The sequence below is a fragment of the Mesorhizobium sp. P3_A8 genome (assembly GCF_056402995.1).
Genome location: NZ_JBFUGI010000002.1, coordinates 494688 through 511329, shown reverse-complemented (window position 1 = coordinate 511329; position 16642 = coordinate 494688). Strand labels below are relative to the sequence as shown.

The 16642-nt window shown below is 62.8% G+C and carries 15 protein-coding genes and 1 tRNA gene; 6 read left to right on the top strand and 10 right to left on the bottom strand.

Features of this window, described 5'->3' with window-relative positions:
- Nucleotides 1–447: 447 nt before the first annotated feature.
- Nucleotides 448–726: a hypothetical protein gene (locus AC1DX4_RS06665; protein ID WP_477219556.1), complete on the bottom strand. Its 279-nt coding sequence runs from the start codon at nt 724–726 to the stop codon at nt 448–450.
- A 464-nt stretch (nt 727–1190) separates the two neighbouring features.
- Between AC1DX4_RS06665 and AC1DX4_RS06660 the strand changes: the two genes are divergently transcribed.
- Both AC1DX4_RS06660 and AC1DX4_RS06655 read left to right on the top strand, forming a co-directional pair.
- Nucleotides 1191–1457, top strand: coding sequence for a hypothetical protein (locus tag AC1DX4_RS06660; protein ID WP_477219555.1), 267 nt, complete (start codon nt 1191–1193; stop codon nt 1455–1457).
- A gap of 314 nt (nt 1458–1771) precedes the next feature.
- Nucleotides 1772–2152 (top strand): hypothetical protein, encoded by a 381-nt coding sequence (locus AC1DX4_RS06655; protein WP_477219554.1) that lies wholly within the window; start codon nt 1772–1774, stop codon nt 2150–2152.
- Nucleotides 2153–2570: 418 nt separating this feature from the next.
- Here AC1DX4_RS06655 and AC1DX4_RS06650 read toward each other — a convergent pair.
- Nucleotides 2571–2647: transfer RNA gene (locus tag AC1DX4_RS06650), tRNA-Pro, on the bottom strand.
- A 191-nt stretch (nt 2648–2838) separates the two neighbouring features.
- Between AC1DX4_RS06650 and AC1DX4_RS06645 the strand changes: the two genes are divergently transcribed.
- Nucleotides 2839–5088, top strand: a complete 2250-nt coding sequence (locus AC1DX4_RS06645; RefSeq protein ID WP_477219553.1) for an AGE family epimerase/isomerase — start codon at nt 2839–2841, stop codon at nt 5086–5088.
- Nucleotides 5089–5302: 214 nt separating this feature from the next.
- On the opposite strand, the gene betB is transcribed toward AC1DX4_RS06645, so the two are convergent.
- The 5 genes from betB to betI form a co-directional block, all read right to left on the bottom strand.
- The gene (betB, locus tag AC1DX4_RS06640) at nt 5303–6766 is read right to left on the bottom strand and encodes a betaine-aldehyde dehydrogenase (protein WP_477219552.1); all 1464 of its coding nucleotides are present in this window, start codon (nt 6764–6766) and stop codon (nt 5303–5305) included.
- Between the two features lie 80 nt (nt 6767–6846).
- The gene (gene betA, locus AC1DX4_RS06635) at nt 6847–8499 is read right to left on the bottom strand and encodes a choline dehydrogenase (RefSeq protein WP_477219551.1); all 1653 of its coding nucleotides are present in this window, start codon (nt 8497–8499) and stop codon (nt 6847–6849) included.
- Nucleotides 8492–9493 (bottom strand): threonine/serine dehydratase, encoded by a 1002-nt coding sequence (locus AC1DX4_RS06630; protein ID WP_477219550.1) that lies wholly within the window; start codon nt 9491–9493, stop codon nt 8492–8494. The genes betA and AC1DX4_RS06630 overlap by 8 nt, the downstream gene beginning before the upstream one ends.
- The gene (gene betC, locus AC1DX4_RS06625) at nt 9493–11016 is read right to left on the bottom strand and encodes a choline-sulfatase (protein ID WP_477219549.1); all 1524 of its coding nucleotides are present in this window, start codon (nt 11014–11016) and stop codon (nt 9493–9495) included. Before betC ends, AC1DX4_RS06630 begins: the two co-directional genes overlap by 1 nt.
- Nucleotides 11017–11018: 2 nt before the next feature.
- The gene (gene betI, locus AC1DX4_RS06620; RefSeq protein WP_477219548.1) at nt 11019–11609 is read right to left on the bottom strand and encodes a choline-binding transcriptional repressor BetI; all 591 of its coding nucleotides are present in this window, start codon (nt 11607–11609) and stop codon (nt 11019–11021) included.
- A gap of 198 nt (nt 11610–11807) precedes the next feature.
- Between betI and AC1DX4_RS06615 the strand changes: the two genes are divergently transcribed.
- Together AC1DX4_RS06615 and AC1DX4_RS06610 are read left to right on the top strand one after the other, a co-directional pair.
- Entirely contained in the window at nt 11808–12974 is a 1167-nt protein-coding gene (locus AC1DX4_RS06615; RefSeq protein ID WP_477219547.1) for an acetyl-CoA acetyltransferase, read from the top strand.
- Nucleotides 12975–12999: 25 nt separating this feature from the next.
- Nucleotides 13000–14004, top strand: a complete 1005-nt coding sequence (locus AC1DX4_RS06610) for an asparaginase (protein ID WP_477219546.1) — start codon at nt 13000–13002, stop codon at nt 14002–14004.
- 9 nt (nt 14005–14013) lie between these two features.
- Here the strand turns inward: AC1DX4_RS06610 and AC1DX4_RS06605 are convergent, their stop codons facing one another.
- The gene (locus tag AC1DX4_RS06605) at nt 14014–15390 is read right to left on the bottom strand and encodes a TIGR03808 family TAT-translocated repetitive protein (protein ID WP_477219545.1); all 1377 of its coding nucleotides are present in this window, start codon (nt 15388–15390) and stop codon (nt 14014–14016) included.
- A gap of 140 nt (nt 15391–15530) precedes the next feature.
- Here AC1DX4_RS06605 and greA point away from each other — a divergent pair, with 140 nt between their 5' ends.
- A complete protein-coding gene (gene greA, locus AC1DX4_RS06600) occupies nt 15531–16004 on the top strand; it encodes a transcription elongation factor GreA (RefSeq protein ID WP_477219544.1) in 474 nt (157 codons plus the stop codon).
- On the opposite strand, the gene AC1DX4_RS06595 is transcribed toward greA, so the two are convergent.
- Nucleotides 16001–16390, bottom strand: a complete 390-nt coding sequence (locus tag AC1DX4_RS06595; RefSeq protein ID WP_477219543.1) for a type II toxin-antitoxin system death-on-curing family toxin — start codon at nt 16388–16390, stop codon at nt 16001–16003. The two genes, greA and AC1DX4_RS06595, sit on opposite strands and share 4 nt — an antisense overlap.
- A complete protein-coding gene (locus AC1DX4_RS06590) occupies nt 16387–16608 on the bottom strand; it encodes an AbrB/MazE/SpoVT family DNA-binding domain-containing protein (RefSeq protein ID WP_140742344.1) in 222 nt (73 codons plus the stop codon). Before AC1DX4_RS06590 ends, AC1DX4_RS06595 begins: the two co-directional genes overlap by 4 nt.
- Between the last annotated feature and the right edge of the window lie 34 nt (nt 16609–16642).

Here is a 16642-nt window from a genome sequence, read left to right as displayed (position 1 = left end):
TTGCTCGGAACAGCCGCCATTCGTAGCCGTTGTTCGCTGCACGTTCAGGAGGAAGCTGATGGAGAAGAGTGTTGACCAAGCGCGCTGGTTGCTCGCGCTGATCTTCGCGGTGGCCATCACTTTCATGGCGATTGGAATTGCCGTTGGCTGACCATCCGCGAGGTCAAGCAGGATGATTTGCAGATTGGCGCAGCTACGTCCCTTCCTGCGCTGATAGGGTTCGCTCGCCGCGCCCGTGTGGCGAGCGAACCCTCAAATTTCAGCAACCCAGCAGCCTGTGTTCAAGCCAGTGAGGCGAAATTCCGCGAGCTTTTCGGAGGGCTGAATGGCGTCGTATTCACACGATAGTTCGTGATGATGCCTTTGTATTGGCACGCCGGATCACCAGCCACATTTCAGACCATTTGCCGGCAGGCCCGGCTGCAAAGAGCCGGGCCTCGGCGTCGATCAGTAATCGTTGTTTTCGATCACCACATGGCGGTGATGATGCTTGGAAACGGAGCCTGTCACGATGACGGCATCCGGACGATGGTGCCGGCGGCCATGGTCGTAGAACGCAACGGTACCATGGTGACGATGATGCAGGCGCTGGCCGTCCTCGTTGATGACCTTGACGTTGCTGTGGTGACGATGGTGGGTCTTGATGATGACGTCGGCTTCGGCCGCCGAAGCGATAGCCGGCACTCCGATGGAAAGCGCCAAAGCGCACATGATCATTGTTTTCATTGTAATTTCTCCATTATCTTGATGAGCCCTTCGTTGGATACAACTGCGGCTGGTCGCTTTGGTTCCGGGTTCCCAAGGCAGCAGGAAGACAATGGCGGGCGGTCGCGTGCCCAAGGCTGAGAGGGAGCCGCCGCTCGCTCAGGGTACTTGCAAGAACGATGTATCCCGACGCATCGGTCGTGCGCGCATAGGCAACACCGCGGCCAAAAACCCATTTCTCTCGATCCTTGCCACGTGACGGAACATTAGGCGTGTCTAATGGTTCTATCCCTCGCAGCAGATGCCCGGTGTCTGCTGAGGATCAGCCGGCGAAGGCTGGTCGGCCCGCATTCTCCGCCAGAGGCGCGGGCTCCCCCAACCGAAAGGAGAGAGATCATGAACAACATCATTTGGCTCGTTGGAGCGGTGGTCATCGTCGTAGCGATATTGAGCTTCTTCGGCCTGCGATAAGCGCGACTTTAGCTATGGCCATGGACCCCTTATCGGAAGATGACCAGCCGAAGCGGACGCTACGAAAGCGTCGCAGGCTACCAGCCGAAGAGCGAAACGGTGGCGGGGAGTTCATCGCCCCTTTTCCATCGGAAGACAGGAGCTTCCGCGTCTGGTTCCTGTCCAATGAAACAGGCATCAGCGTCGACCAGGCCAGCGAACTTGTCGACAGGATCGAGACAGATGGCGCGGCATTGTTGAATGCCGCGCGACAGATGAAAATCACGCGCAATAACCGATGAACCGCAGCCGGCTACGTCTCCGCGTTTTCAACAAGCCCACTGTGTAGCGCGTTGGCGACAAAGCGAAGGGCTGCGCCGAGCAGGCAGCTCATCTCGCCGTATTTTCGGCTGTGACATCAGTTTGAGCGCCAAAGTCGGGATGCGTGTACCGGGCGGCGAAGATCAATTTCGCGGCCTCGCTTCGCGTAAGCACGCGCCGGTAGACACCTCCTGTCTCGATTCGGAGCCAGCCAGCGCGCTGGGGTATTTTTGGGGCGCATTTGACGCCTCCCATCTGCCGGGCTAACGCTTGACCTCTTGGTGGGGGTGAAGCAATGCGGACTATCTTTTCTCTGGTTATTTTGGCGTGCATTGGTGTGGTCGGGTTCGTCGCACTCTCTTATGTTTCTATGAAGCAATCAGTACCGGAGACGGTGCAGCAATTGCTCGACAAGAATTTGCCGAAAAACAATCTGAAGGTCGCCTTTGTGAAGGTTCCTATCACGGCAGCGATCCCATTCATCGGCCCGGCCAAGAGTGAGGGCTATTTCATGCTCGAAAAGAAGAGCGGCGGCCAACTGGATGGCGGTTGCGCCTTTGATGCGTTCACTGTGGAAATTCGCGAAGCAGCTAATTCCTCCTACGCGATCTACGTGCCGGGCGAAGAAATGACGCGACTGAATGGATGCTACTACTCGGCAGGCGTAGGCCAGTGAGGCTCCGCCTGTGACAGGCGGTCGCCAAAGGTCCGTCTCTCCTGCCCGCGGGCTTTCAAGTCGTGAAGAGCGCGCGATCCCTGCCACCCTGCGACGAAGGAAGAGGCGCTCCAATTCCTCGTCGATCGCGTCGTGCGCGTCTGGCTTGAATGGAGCAGGACTGTCATAGGCGGCCGGACGGCTGCGTATGACTTCACCGGGAGCTTCCTTCAGGACAGTGTCGAGCCCATCACGAAAGAGCAGCACGGCCCGTTCGCTGGAATATAGTTTTGGTTTCACGGTGGCGCGCCGCCCGACGAAGATAAGGGCAAAGCGGTCCTTGAAGTCGAGCACGCCTTAATCCGCTATGTCGTCAAGGCGGACTGGCAGTAGTTCAGGTAGGTTGCATTTTTCGGGAATGCTAAGTATTTGATTTGTCTGGTCGGAGTGGCAGGATTTGAACCTGCGACCCCCTCGTCCCGAACGAGGTGCGCTACCAGGCTGCGCTACACTCCGTGACCAGTCGGCGGGCTTATAGCCGCCACACTCCGTTCCTGCAAGCGGCAATGGCAGCACTTCCGTCGCATTTCTTCAGCTTTCGCCACGCGCGTGGCTGGCATCCCACCGCGCTCCCGATCGGACTAACACCGCTTGAGGCTTGTGTGCTAGCAACCGGGCCACCAACGGCCTTCTGAGCGAGACCCCGAATGACCGAACGGATCGTCAGTTTTGTCATGAGCGGCGGCGTCGGCTCGCGGCTCTGGCCGCTGTCGCGCGAGGACAATCCGAAGCAGTTTCACGACCTGTCCGGCGATGGCTCCATGCTGGCCAAGACCTTGCGCCGGCTGACGGCAAGGCCGGCCGGTGAAACGCCGATCTTCCTGATCGCCTCCGAGCGCCATGCCGATCGTGTCCATGCCGACCTGGCCGGCCTCGATCTCGCGGGCGGTGGTCCATTGTTCGAGCCCACGGGGCGCAACACCGCCGCCGCGATCGCACTCGCAACGCTGCGCACCCTGTCCGAATTCGGCGACAGCCTGGTCCTGGTCGTGCCGTCTGATCACGAAATATCAACCCCAGGGCAATTCTGGCAGAGCGTCGAGGCAGGCGCCGAGGCGGCGCACGCCGGCCGGCTCGTGGTGTTCGGCATCAAACCGACACAGCCCGAGACCGGCTATGGCTATATCGAGGTGGCGGGCGCGCAGGGCGGCATCTTCGACGTCACGCGTTTCGTCGAGAAGCCGGACCTGGCGACGGCGCAGGCCTATCTCAAGGCGGAAAGCTTTTACTGGAACACCGGCATCTTCCTGTTTCGCGCCGCTGCCATGCGTGATGCCTTCGCCGCCTTCGAGCCCGACATCTGGCAGGCCACCGAAGCTGCCTACAAGGCGGCGATATCGGACCTGTCCGGCCTCTACATGCCGCTGGAACTCTATGAGGCCATCCCCTCGATCTCGGTCGACTATGCCATCATGGAGCGGGCGCAAGGCATTGCCATGGTGCCGGCCGATTTCCGCTGGAACGATCTCGGCTCCTGGCAGTCGCTGCTCGACGTCGGCCCGGCCGACGACCGAGGCAATGTCGTCATCGGAGATGTCGTCGCCATCGATTGCGAGAACTCCTACATCCGCAGCGACGGCCGCCTGCTGTCGGCGATCGGCATGAAGGATGTCGCCATCGTTTCGACCGCTGATGCCACTTTCGTCGCTCCGGTCAGCCACAGCCAGCACGTCAAGAAGATCGTCGAGCAGCTCGAAAAGTCGGGCCGGCTGGAAACCAGGTTCACGCCCGCGCATGACCGCGTCATCGAAAGCGGCGCCTGGCGGCGGCGTGTGCACCATTGGCTGTTTCAGGAGACCTTGCCGCTGTGGTCGACATCGGGTGTCGACCAGCGCCATGGCGGTTTCCATGAAGCGCTCAGCTTCGACGCCACGCCGCTGATGAAGCCCAAGCGCATGCGTACCCAAGCCAGGCAGGTCTATGCCTTCGCCGTCGCCAGCGCGCGCGGCTGGGACGGTTCGGCCGACCGGCTGATCAGTCACGGCATCGAGTTCATGGTCAGAAATGGCCGCACCGACAAAGGCGGTTGGGTGCGCACCCTGCATGTCGACGGCTCCGTTGCCGACGCCACCGAGGATGCCTACGATCATTCCTGCGTGCTGCTCGCGCTGGCGCATGCGCATATGTCGGGCAATCCCGATGCCTTGCGGCTCGGCGAGGAAACCTTCGCCTTCCTCGATGCCCATCTCGAGGACCATCGCATGACCGGCTTCCTCGAAACATCGGACGGCGAGGGCGAGCGGCGCTCCAACCCGCACATGCATCTGCTCGAAGCGTTCCTGGCCTGGCACCAGGCAACCGGCGAGCGTGCCCATCTGCGCCGCGCGGCGCGCATCATCGATCTCTTCCGCAGCCATTTCTTCGACCGGGAAAGCTGGACGCTGGGCGAATATTTCGATGACGAGTGGAAGCCGTCAGCCGGCGAGAAGGGCGCGTGGACCGAGCCTGGCCATCACTTCGAATGGGCTTCGCTGCTGGTCGATTTCGCCGGCCGCAGCGGCCAGGCCGAGTTGAGCGGCTTTGCCAGGAAACTCTATGCCTCGGCCATCGCCAACGGCCTCAACCGCGCCACCGGCCTTGCCTATGGCGCCGTCTCGCGGCAGGGGCTTCCGCTCGACCTGATCTCGCGCAGCTGGCCACAGGCCGAAGCGGTCAAGGCGGCGATTGCGCTGGACGGCTCGGGCGGACCCGATCTCAAGCCGGAGATCGAGGAACGTGTCGGCCGGCTGTTCCGCTGGCACATCGACCCGGCCCCGCTCGGCCTGTGGATCGACCGCATCGACGAACGCGGCCGTTCGCTGGCATCGGATGTTCCGGCCAGTATCTTTTATCACCTGGTCTGCGCGTTGACGCAGTATCTGGATGGGACGGCGGAGAAGACAAGGTTGAGCGGCTGAAGCTGCCAATCTCCCCCCTTGCGGGGGAGATGCCTGGCAAGGCAGAGGGGGGTGCTGTCCCGCCGGCCTCTCACCTATTCACGATCACCACGCATGTTCAGGGTGAATGGATCAGAGCAAGGTCGGCGATCCTTCACACCCCCCTCTGTCCTGCCGGACATCTCCCCCGCAAGGGGGAGATCAGCTGTCACGTCGGCTTTCGCCTATCGCCAATTCAATATGGGCTCGCGACATCCCCGGTCTCGACATAGATCGACTTCAGCTGCGAATAGAGCGCCAGTGCCGCAAGCGAATTCTCGCGGCCGATGCCGGATTGCTTGAAGCCGCCGAACGGGATTTCCACTGGCGTCAGATTGTAGGCGTTGATCCAGCACGTGCCGGCTTGCAATTCGGCGATGACACGGTGGGCGCGCGACAGGTCGCGGGTGAATACGCCGGCGGCAAGGCCGAATTCGGTGTCGTTGGCGCGGTCGATCACCTCGTCTTCGCCGTCGAATTTCAGCACGCTCATGACCGGCCCGAAAATCTCCTCGCGCGCGATCCGCATATTATCGGTGACGCCGGTGAAGACCGTGGGCTCGACGAAGAAGCCGCCGTCAAAACCTTGCAGCGAAGGCACATTGCCGCCGCAGGCCAGCGTGGCGCCATCCTGCTTGCCGATCGCGATATAGCCGACAACCTTGTCGTGCTGCGCCTTTGAGACCAGCGGCCCCATCTGGGTTTCGGGATCGAGCGGATCGCCGATGCGGATCTTTTTCGTCCGCTCGATCAGACGGTCGACGAAGCGGTCGTGGATGCCGCTTTGGACGAAGACGCGCGTGCCGTTGGAGCAGATCTGGCCGGTCGAGTAGAAATTGCCGAGCATGGCGCCGCCGATGGCGTTTTCGATGTCGGCATCGTCGAAGACGATCAGCGGCGACTTGCCGCCGAGTTCCATCGTCGCGTGCTTCATCTTCGAGCCGGCCAGCGACAGCACCTTGCGGCCGGTCGGCACCGAGCCGGTCACCGAAACCTTGGCAACGACATCATGGCCGACAAGCCCGGCGCCGACATCGCCATAGCCCTGCACGACGTTGAACAGCCCGTCGGGCAGGCCGGCCTCGCTGTAGATCTCGGCCAGCGCCAGCGCCGACAGCGGCGTGTTTTCCGATGGTTTGAACACCATGGCGTTGCCCATGGCGAGCGCCGGTGCCGATTTCCAGCCGGCGATCTGGATCGGGTAGTTCCAGGCGCCGATGCCGACGCAGACGCCAAGCGCCTCGCGCCGCGTGTAGGCGAAAGGTCCGCCGAGGTCGACGGACTCGCCATTGTAAGCGGCGACCGCGCCGCCGAAATATTCAAGGCAGTCTGCCGCCGATGGTGCGTCCGCCACCAGCGTCTCCTGGATCGCCTTGCCGGTATCGAGCGTCTCGATGCGGGCGAGATCGGCGTTGCGGGCACGCAGAATGTCGGCGGCGCGGCGCAGGATGCGGCCGCGCTCGACCGGCTTCAGCCGCGCCCAGGCCGGCTGCGCGGCCCGCGCGGCCTCGATGGCGAGCTCCAGCACGTTCGGCGTCGCCGAATGCAGGGTGGCGATGACCTCGCCAGTTGCCGGATAGATCACCGGCAGCGGCGCGCCGCCTTCGTCCTCTATGTAGCGTCCGTTGACATAGTGCGATGCCGTGGGCTGGGCGCGCATGGGGGGGTCTCCAAGTGGTCCGGCGCCCAAATGGGCGGCTCAATCTATCGGGCAGCTCGATTTGTCGTGTCGATCATGCGCTATCTGTCCGAGGTCTGCCAGCGCGGATTGATCCATGGTTCCTGGTTGGACGGCGCCAGCGGCGTGCGGCCAAGGATGTGGTCGGACGCCTTCTCGCCGGTCATGATCGAAGGCGCGTTGAGATTGCCATTGGTGACGCGCGGGAAGATCGAGGAATCGGCGACCCGCAGGCCGTCGACGCCGATGACCCGGCATTCCGGATCGACGACGCTCATCATCTCATCGGCGCGGCCCATCTTGCAGGTGCCGCAGGGATGGTAGGCGCTCTCGGCATGGTCACGAATGAAGACATCGAGATCGTCGTCCGACTGCACATGGCTGCCCGGCGAGATTTCCTGCCCGCGATAGGCGTCGAACGCCGACTGGCCGAAGATTTCGCGGGTCAGCCGGATGCAGTGGCGGAACTCCACCCAGTCGTCCGGATGCGACATGTAGTTGAAGCGGATCACCGGCTGTGCTTTCGGGTCCGGCGAGCGCAGTGTCACCGATCCGCGCGATTTCGACCGCATCGGCCCGACATGCGCCTGGAAACCATGCGACTTGGCCGCCGCCTTGCCGTCATAGCGCACCGCCGCCGGGATGAAGTGGTACTGGATATCAGGATAGTCGACGCCGGCGCGCGAGCGCACGAAAGCGGCCGCCTCGAAATGGTTGGTGGCGCCAAGGCCCGACTTGAAGAACAGCCACTGCGCGCCAATCAATGCTTTCGAGAACGGATTCAGCACCGAATTCAGCGTGATCGGCTTGGTCGATTCCTGCTGGATATAAAGCTCCATATGGTCCTGCAAATTGCGGCCGACGCCGGGCCGGTCGGCGACGACGGCGATGCCGTTTTCGCGCAAATGCTCGGACGGTCCAATGCCGGACAGCATCAAGATTTTTGGCGAGTTGATCGACGAGGCGGCGATGATCACCTCACGTCGCGCCTTAACGATTTGAATCTGTTTGTGAGCTTCGATCTCGACGCCGATGGCGCGTTGATTCTCTATGATCACCCGGCGGGCGAAACCCTTGAGCAGGCTAACATTCCCGCGTTTGAGAGCCGGCTTCAGATAGGCCGATGCCGCCGACCAGCGGCGGCCGCCATGGATGGTTTGTTCCATCGGCCCAAAGCCTTCCTGCTTGGCGCCGTTGTAGTCGTCGGTCAGTTCGAAACCGGCCTGGCGGCCCGCTTCGACGAAGGCGCCATAGAGCGGATTCTTGCGCGAGCCGCGCTGCACATGCAGCGGCCCGCTGTGACCGCGCCAGCCGTCCTCGCCGCCGTCATTGTCCTCCATGCGCTTGAAATAGGGGAGCACGTCGGCGAAGCCCCAGCCCGTTGCACCTTCTTCGGCCCAGTGGTCGAAATCGCGGGCATGGCCGCGCACATAGACCATGCCGTTGATCGAGGACGAGCCGCCGATCACCTTGCCGCGTGGCGTCGCCAGCACGCGACCGCCGAGATGCGGCTCCGGCTCGCTGGCAAAGCCCCAGTCGTAGAGGCTCATATTGAGCGGGATCGACAGCGCCGACGGCATCTGGATCAGCGGCCCGATATCGCTGCCGCCGAATTCGATGACGATGACCGAATGCTTGCCGTCCTCCGACAGGCGATAGGCCATGGCCGAGCCGGCCGAGCCGGAGCCGATGATGACGAAATCCGCTTCAAGCATGGTTCATATGCGCCATAAAATCGGCGAGCGAGACATTGCCGCCGGTTGCCACAACAAGGACGGTCTTGCCCGCCACATCCACCTTGCCGCCGAGCAGCGCCGCCAGCGACGCAGCCCCTGACGGCTCCAGCACCAGCTTCATCCGCTCGAAGGCGATCCGCATGGCGCTGCGCACCGATTGATCATCGACGGTGATGCCGCGAACGCCGGCGGTCTTGACCGCCGCGAACGGCGCATCGCCCGGCCGTCGCGACATCAGTCCGTCGCAGATCGATTTCGGCCCGATCGGCATCGTCTCGATGCTGCCATGCGCCAGTGACGAGCCCATGCCATTGAAACCTTCCGGCTCGACGCCGATGATCTCGGTCGTTGGCGACAGATAGTGGAAGGCGAGCGAAACGCCGCCGATCAGTCCACCACCGCCGACCGAGCAGAACAACAGGTCGGCGCTGGCATCCTTGGCCGCAAGCTGGTCGAGCGCTTCGAGGCCGGCGCCGGCCTGGCCGGCGACGATCTCCGGATCGTCGAAGGGGTGCAGCAAGGCCAGTCCCTCGGTCTCGGCGATCTCGCGCGCCTTGGCGGCGGCGACCTCTTCACGCGCGCGCTCGCCATGGTCGGTCAGCACGACGCGCGCGCCATAGCCTGCGGTGGCATCGCGCTTGGCGGCAGGCGCGTCGATCGGCATGACGATGGTGACCGGAATGCCCAGCGCCTGGCCGGCGGCGGCCAGCCCTTGCGCGAAATTGCCGGAGGAATAGGCGACGACGCCCTTTTTCGCTTCGTTAGCCGACAGCTGCTTCAGCCGCCAATAGGCACCGCGCACCTTGAAAGACCCGGCCCATTGCAGCGATTCCGGCTTGATGAAGACGCGGGCAGCCCCGGTCTCGCGGGCAAGTGCCGCCGACTCCAGCAGCGGCGTGATCTGCGTCGCCCTGGAGGTGACGGCATAGGCCTGTTTGAGATGGGCCAGCGAAGGAACGAGAAGGTTTGTCATCATTCGCCTCGCGGAAACCGTTTCTGCTCTTCGAGCACGTTGAGATCCATGTGGTTGCGCATGTAGCGTTCCGACGCCTTCTGCAGCGGCTGGAACTCCCAGGGGTAGTGCGTGCCGTTGCGCAGGGCGGGATAGACCACCCAGCGCCGCGCCTGGCTGGCGCGCACGGCGGCGTCAAAAGCCCCCATGTTCCAGCGCGCCCGGACCTTTTCCAGGAAAGCCGCCACCAGACCGGCATGCGCCGGATCGGCTGCAAGATTGCTCAACTCATGTGGGTCGGATTCGGTATCATAGAGTTGTGACGGATCGATCTCGCAATGGATGAACTTGTAGCGGCCATCGCGGATCGCGACCAAAGGCGCGTTGGAACCTTCGGCGGCATATTCCATCAGCACCGGTGCGGTGCGGTTTTTGCCGTCCAGCAGCGGCAGCAGCGACTGGCCATCGGTCCATGGCGCGATCGCGCTCATGTCGATGCCGGCGAGGTCACAAAGTGTCGGCGTCACGTCGAGATTGGAGACCGGCGTCTCGATCAGCCCTGCTGGTACGCCCTTGCCGGCGATCATCAGCGGCACCCGCGCCGAGCCCTCGAAGAAGCACATCTTGAACCACAGGCCACGCTCGCCGAGCATGTCGCCGTGATCCGAGCAGAACAGGATAATCGTGTCGTCGAGCATGCTCGTGCGTTCCAGCACCGACAGCAGCTTGCCGACCTTGTCGTCGAGATAGGAGATGTTGGCGAAGTAGCCGCGCCGCGAACGGCGGACCTGCTCGGCTGTGATGTTGAAACTGTCGTAGTCGGAAGCCTTGTAGAGCCGCTTCGAATGCGGATCCTGTTGGTCGTAGGGAATGAAGCCCACTTCAGGCTCGAGCGCCGGGCAGTCCTCGTAAAGATCCCAATATTGCCGCCGCGCCACATAAGGATCGTGCGGATGGGTGAAGGAAACGGTCAGGCACCAGGGCCGGTGTGACGCATCGTCGGAGACGCGGGCGAAGTCGTAGAGTTTCTGCACCGCATGGAAGGCGACCTCGTCGTCATACTCCATCTGGTTTGATATTTCGGCGACGCCGGCGCCGGTCACCGAACCCAGATTGTGGTACCACCAGTCGATGCGCTCGCCGGGCTTGCGGTAGTCCGGCGTCCAGCCGAAATCGGCGGGATAGATGTCGGTGGTCAGCCGTTCCTCGAAGCCATGCAACTGGTCGGGTCCGACGAAATGCATCTTGCCTGACAGGCAGGTGTGATAGCCGTCGGCGCGCAGATGGTGAGCAAAGGTCGGGATCGACGAGGCGAATTCGGCGGCGTTGTCATAGACCTCGGTGCGCGATGGCAACTGGCCGCTCATGAACGAGGCGCGGCCCGGCGCGCAGAGCGGCGAGGCCGTGTAGTTGTTGGCAAAGCGTGCCGAACGCGCCGCCAACGCTTTCAGATGCGGTGCGTGCAGAAACGCCGCCGGCCCATCGGGAAAAAAAGTCCCGTTGAGCTGATCGACCATGACGATCAGGAAATTGGGTCGCTTCATTGTCACTGTTTGCGCCGCTCGCCGAGTTTGGTTTCGAGATAGTCCTCGACCAGCGCGATCGCGGTCGCGGCGTCGGGCACGCCATCCTTCAGCGCACGCCTGATGTAGAGCCCGTCGATCATCGCCGCCGTCGCTTCGGCTGCGCGGTCGGCCTCTGCCCTGGGCAGGATGCCGGTCAGCCCGCTCATCAGGTTCGAGTGCAGCCTCCGTGCATAGACCCTGAGCAACCGGCGCAGCGCGGACGATTTCTGCGCCTCGACATAGAATGCGAGCCAGGCGGCGATGGTTTCCGGTTGGAACTGGATCTCGGAGAAGTTGACGGCAACCACGGCAGAAACGCGTTCTCGCGGGGAAGCGGCGGATTGCAGGGCGCGGCGCATGTCGATGGTCAGTTCGGCCAGGATGTGCCGCATCGTCGCCAGCAGCAGCTCGTCCTTGGCACCGAAATAGTGATGGGCTAGCGCAGACGACACTCCGGCACGGCCGGCGATCTCGGACATGGTTACGTCAAGCGAGCCGCGCTCGCCGATCGCCGAGATCGTCGCGTCGATGAGCGCCTTGCGGCGCAGTGGCTCCATTCCGACTTTTGGCATGTCGTTCCCGATTTTTGCGCGGAGATTATTTTTTATTGACGGGTCAATCAACAAAAAATCGACGCCGCCGCGACCTGTACCAAACGATTGTCGGCTTCCGGCCCTTCACGGCTTAGCCGAGAATGTTTATATTTGAACAATAACGCGAACTGCGCCATGAGCCCATAGGCTAGGCTGGCGCCAAGGATGGAGACCGCCATGACCGCATGCATCGTTGGCTGGGCGCATTCGCGCTTCGGCAAGCTCGAAGGCGAGACTCTCGAGAACCTGATCGTCAAGGTCGCGACGGACGCGCTCGACCACGCCGGCATCGGTCCGGACGAGGTCGACGAGATCGTGCTCGGCCATTTCAACGCCGGCTTTTCGGCGCAGGATTTCACCGCCAGCCTGGTGCTTCAGGCCGACGACCGGCTGCGCTTCAAGCCGGCGACGCGCGTCGAGAACGCTTGCGCCACGGGATCGGCGGCGGTCAGACAAGGCATCCGCGCCATCGATGCCAATGCCGCCCGCATCGTGCTGGTGGTCGGCGCCGAGCAGATGACGACGACGCCGGGACCGGAGATCGGCAAGAACCTGCTGAAAGCGTCCTATCTGCCGGAGGATGGCGAGACGCCTGCCGGTTTCGCCGGCGTCTTCGGCAAGATCGCGCAGGCCTATTTCCAGCGCTATGGCGACCAGTCGGATGCGCTGGCCATGATCGCCGCCAAGAACCACAAGAACGGCGTCGACAATCCCTACGCACAGATGCGCAAGGATTTTGGTTACGAGTTCTGCCGGCAGGAGAGCGAGAAGAACCCTTTCGTTGCCGGGCCTTTGAAGCGCACCGACTGCTCGCTGGTTTCGGATGGTGCTGCCGCCCTTATCCTTGCCGATACGGCAACCGCGCTGAAGATGCGTCGCGCCGTCGCCTTCCGCGCCAACGAGCACGTGCAGGATTTCCTGCCGATGTCGAAGCGCGACATCCTGTCCTTCGAAGGTTGCGAGCAGGCTTGGGGCAAGGCGCTGAAGAACGCCGGCATAACACTCGACGATCTCTCCTTTGTCGAGACACATGACTGCTTCACCATCGCCGAACTGATCGAGTACGAGGCGATGGGGCTGGCCAAGCCTGGCGAGGGCGCCAGACTGGCGCTGGACGGCACGACGGCCAAGGACGGCCGCCTGCCGGTCAATCCCTCCGGCGGGCTGAAGGCCAAGGGCCACCCGATCGGCGCCACTGGTGTCTCCATGCATGTCTTGACCGCCATGCAGCTCGTCGGCGAAGCCGGCGGCATCCAGGTGCCAGGCGCAAAGCTTGGCGGCATCTTCAACATGGGTGGCGCGGCGGTCGCCAACTACGTTTCCATTCTCGACCGGATCAGGTAAACCGCCCGCATTTACGGGAGGTGACATGACAAATCCGGTTCTGATCGAGGTTCTGCGCGGCGCGATCGTCGAGAGCGTGCATCGGGGTGCCGTCGCGGTCTTCGATGCCGACGGCAAGCCGGTCCTGGAGATCGGCGATACCTCGAAGCCGGTGTTTCCGCGCTCGGCGGTCAAGGTGATCCAGGCCTTGCCGCTGGTCGAAACGGGTGCTGCTGATGCCTATGGCTTCGGCAACCGCGAACTGGCGCTGGCCTGCGCCTCCCATTCCGGCGAGCCGGCGCATGTCGAACTGGCGCGGTCCATGCTGGCCAGGGCAGGGTTGGACGGCTCGGCGCTCGAATGCGGCGCGCATTGGCCCTCAAACCATGACGCGGAGATCGCGCTCGCGCGCGCCGGCAGTTCGCCCAACGCGCTGCACAACAATTGCTCCGGCAAGCACTCCGGCTTCCTCTGCACCTGCGTCCACTCGGGCATTGAGCACGGTGGCTACGTCAAGGCCGGACATGGCTTGCAGGAAATGGTGCGCGACGCCATGCAGGCAGTTACCGGCGCTGTCCATGGCCCGGATGAGCGGGCGACCGATGGCTGCTCGATCCCCACCTATGCAGTGCCGCTCAAGAGTTTCGCGCTCGGCTTTGCCCGTATGGCGACGACATCAGGTTTTGGTCCAGAACGGGCCAAGGCGGCGAAGCGGCTGTTTGCGGCCTGCATGGCAGAGCCCTTTTTCGTCGCTGGCACCGGCCGCGCCGATGTCGCTTTGATGGAAGCAGCGCCTGGCCGGATCTTTGCAAAAGGCGGTGCCGAAGGTGTCCACTGCAGCGCGATACCTGAACTTGGCCTCGGCATAGCGATCAAATGCGATGATGGTGCCGGCCGCGCCGGCGAGGCCATGGCGGCCGCCGTCCTTGCCAGGCTGTTGCGTGCCGACGAGGCCGTGGCGGTGAAGCTGCTCGAACTGGCGAACGCCCCGATCGAAAGCCGGATCGGCGCCAAGGTCGGGGCGCTGAGGCCGACGCCAGCCTTGAATTGAAAATTGCTCTCAGCTGACACGGTTGCGCTCAACCGTCAGATGCGCAAAGCCGCTATTGCTTGACTGGGTGAGGTCTGATGTCACCGGCTCGGCCCAGCGCTGGCCGATGACGGCGCCGTTCAACGCGCCGTCGATGACGTTGTCGGAGATGACGGCCGTGCCGGCGCCCTCGACCACGCTGACGACAATGCCGGTGCCTGCCTTGCGGATGATGTTGCCCGTGGCCACCACATTGCGCAGATACGGCCCCCAGCCGATCGACATGCCGTAGAGCGGCGCGCTCTCGATGACGTTGTTGGACGCGATGGTGTCGGCTTCGACGGCAATGCCGACGCCGAAGCCGGGCGGATCGGCGGTGTAGGGGCCGCTGGTCGACAGATTGCGCACGATGTTGCCCGAGCAGACACCCATGCGGCCGCCTTCGTTGAAGTTGACGATCGAGATGCCGTTGGCCGCGCCATCGACGATGTTGTTGCTGATGACGGCACCCTCGAAGGAGAATTCGGAATAGACCGCGGTTTCGCCCGAGCGCGAGCAGGTGTTGCCTGAAATCTGCAGATTGCTCGAACTGTTGGCGCGGATCGCCGAAAAAGCGCAGTCCGAAACGACATTGCCCGAGATGATGACATTGCCGGCGCGGAAGGCGTTGATGCCATTGCCGTTCTGGCCGGTTCCGCCGCTGCGCGCGCCGATGCGTTCGACACGGTTGCCGGTGACCATGGTGCCGTCTTCCGCCGCCTGCCAGCGGTGTACGAGGATGCCGCCATTGGCGCAGTCCGAAACGGTATTGCCTGTGATCGCCAGTCCAGCCGCCTCGACCGAATAGATGCCGGCGTCCGCCGCGCCCGATATGTCGGAGCGTTCGATGCGGCCTGCCGCATGTTCCAAGGCCAGTCCGTTCTTGCCGCTGCCGGTTATCTGGCAATTGTCGACGACGAGATGCGCGACCCGGCGCAGATCGAGCAGTCCTTGCGCATAGTCGCCCATCGAACGGTTCGAACCGTCGAAGACCAGCCCGCTCAGTTCGATATGGTCGGCCTGTTCGGTCATGAAGAGGTGGCCGTCGCCGCCATAGACGATCCGTGTTGCCCCCGGCACGCCGGAAAGACGCACGCGGCTGGGCAGCGACAGGTTGGACACCACATAGCTGCCCGCCGGCAGGAACACCAGTATGTCGCGCTCGTTCGCGTCACGCAGCAGCTTGGCGAAGGCCTTGCTCTGGTCGTCGAAAGTGCCGGGCTGCACGCCAAGCTCGGTGGCGTTGATCGAGCCGCGCATCAAGGCTTTTTCGATGCCGGCCAGGCTGGCGGCCATTGCCTTGCCGAGCGAAAGGCCCATGACGGCAAAGCCGGCGGTTCCGGTCAGCAGTGTTCGCCTGTTCAACATCGGCACAGAATCCCAGTGTTCAACCCCGACAGCGCAGTGTCAGCCCTGACACCGCAGGAATCGTGCCAGACGCCCTGTTCCGCTTCGCGACGTATCGACAATGGCTTGTCGAGCAGCCACTCGAGGCCTAGGTTCAGGAAATGAGCAGAGCTTTCACCCGCGAAGAAGACAGCGAAAATGCCATCGCCGGCGTCGGCGAACGGCCGATCAGCACGCACCGCAACCTGGTGACCGAGCGCGGTCTGGCGCAGATCGAGGACAATCTGGCCGATCTGCGCGATGTCCTGGCGAAAGCCGAGAGGAAAGCCGACCGCGAGCGCATCGCGGTCGTGTCGCGCGACCTGCGCTACTGGACGGCCAGGCGCGAAAACGCCGAGCTTTCGGTACCGGAGCCCGACAGCGATGTCGTACGCTTCGGCATGGGGGTCACGCTGGAAGGCGATGACAGCAAGAAGGTGCATTGGAAGATCGTCGGCGAGGACGAGGCAGATCCGGCCAAGGGCAGCATTTCACATGTCTCGCCAATGGCCGTAGCCCTGTTCGGCAAGAAGGTCGGCGAGGTCGTCACGGTCAACGGCAAGGAATGGGAAATCGTCAAGCTCTCGGACAGTTAGTCTTCGAGCTTGACGACGTGGTCGCGGAAGAACGCCGCCGCTCCTGCTTCGTCTATCTCGCCTGATGCAACGGCGATGACGAATTCGTAGAGCGTGCCGTTGTCGGCTGTGATGACGTGGCCGTTCACAATCAAAAATGCGCCGGCGGCAACGATGGCAGTCCGCTTGTTGCCATCGACAAAGGCATGATTCCTGGCAATGCCGAAGACATAGGCGGCTGCGAGATCCTCAACCGAAGGGTCTTCATAGCTGGCCTTGTTCTCCGCGCGGGCGAGCGCCGATTCAAGAGCGTTCTCATCTCTCAAACCCTGTGCTCCGCCATGCCTGCGCAGTTGCTCGGCATGCATCGCTTCGACTGCGCGACGCGACAGAAACTCCCAGCTCATTCTGCGAGCTTCTGAAGCGCGACCTTGTACTTGTCCATGACCTTGCGGGCCGCTTCCATCTGCCGCTCGAAACTGTCGTCCACCGGCTCAAGGGCAATGCCCTTGTCCGTTTCGACGATCTGAAGCTGATCACCCGTCTTCATATTCAGACGTTCAAGCAGTTCCTTCGGCAGGATCACACCTTCGGAATTGCCGATCTTGCGAATGGTCGTGTTCATGACGGATTATCCTGTTGCAACGCCAATTATAACT

Excerpts from the sequence above, each read along its gene's own strand:
- AC1DX4_RS06665 (WP_477219556.1), bottom strand. The coding sequence starts at position 726 with ATGAAAACAATGATCATGTGCGCTTTGGCGCTTTCCATCGGAGTGCCG.
- AC1DX4_RS06660 (WP_477219555.1), top strand. The coding sequence starts at position 1,191 with ATGGCCATGGACCCCTTATCGGAAGATGACCAGCCGAAGCGGACGCTA.
- AC1DX4_RS06655 (WP_477219554.1), top strand. The coding sequence starts at position 1,772 with ATGCGGACTATCTTTTCTCTGGTTATTTTGGCGTGCATTGGTGTGGTC.
- AC1DX4_RS06645 (WP_477219553.1), top strand. The coding sequence starts at position 2,839 with ATGACCGAACGGATCGTCAGTTTTGTCATGAGCGGCGGCGTCGGCTCG.
- betB (WP_477219552.1), bottom strand. The coding sequence starts at position 6,766 with ATGCGCGCCCAGCCCACGGCATCGCACTATGTCAACGGACGCTACATA.
- betA (WP_477219551.1), bottom strand. The coding sequence starts at position 8,499 with ATGCTTGAAGCGGATTTCGTCATCATCGGCTCCGGCTCGGCCGGCTCG.
- AC1DX4_RS06630 (WP_477219550.1), bottom strand. The coding sequence starts at position 9,493 with ATGACAAACCTTCTCGTTCCTTCGCTGGCCCATCTCAAACAGGCCTAT.
- betC (WP_477219549.1), bottom strand. The coding sequence starts at position 11,016 with ATGAAGCGACCCAATTTCCTGATCGTCATGGTCGATCAGCTCAACGGG.
- betI (WP_477219548.1), bottom strand. The coding sequence starts at position 11,609 with ATGCCAAAAGTCGGAATGGAGCCACTGCGCCGCAAGGCGCTCATCGAC.
- AC1DX4_RS06615 (WP_477219547.1), top strand. The coding sequence starts at position 11,808 with ATGACCGCATGCATCGTTGGCTGGGCGCATTCGCGCTTCGGCAAGCTC.
- AC1DX4_RS06610 (WP_477219546.1), top strand. The coding sequence starts at position 13,000 with ATGACAAATCCGGTTCTGATCGAGGTTCTGCGCGGCGCGATCGTCGAG.
- AC1DX4_RS06605 (WP_477219545.1), bottom strand. The coding sequence starts at position 15,390 with ATGTTGAACAGGCGAACACTGCTGACCGGAACCGCCGGCTTTGCCGTC.
- greA (WP_477219544.1), top strand. The coding sequence starts at position 15,531 with ATGAGCAGAGCTTTCACCCGCGAAGAAGACAGCGAAAATGCCATCGCC.
- AC1DX4_RS06595 (WP_477219543.1), bottom strand. The coding sequence starts at position 16,390 with ATGAGCTGGGAGTTTCTGTCGCGTCGCGCAGTCGAAGCGATGCATGCC.
- AC1DX4_RS06590 (WP_140742344.1), bottom strand. The coding sequence starts at position 16,608 with ATGAACACGACCATTCGCAAGATCGGCAATTCCGAAGGTGTGATCCTG.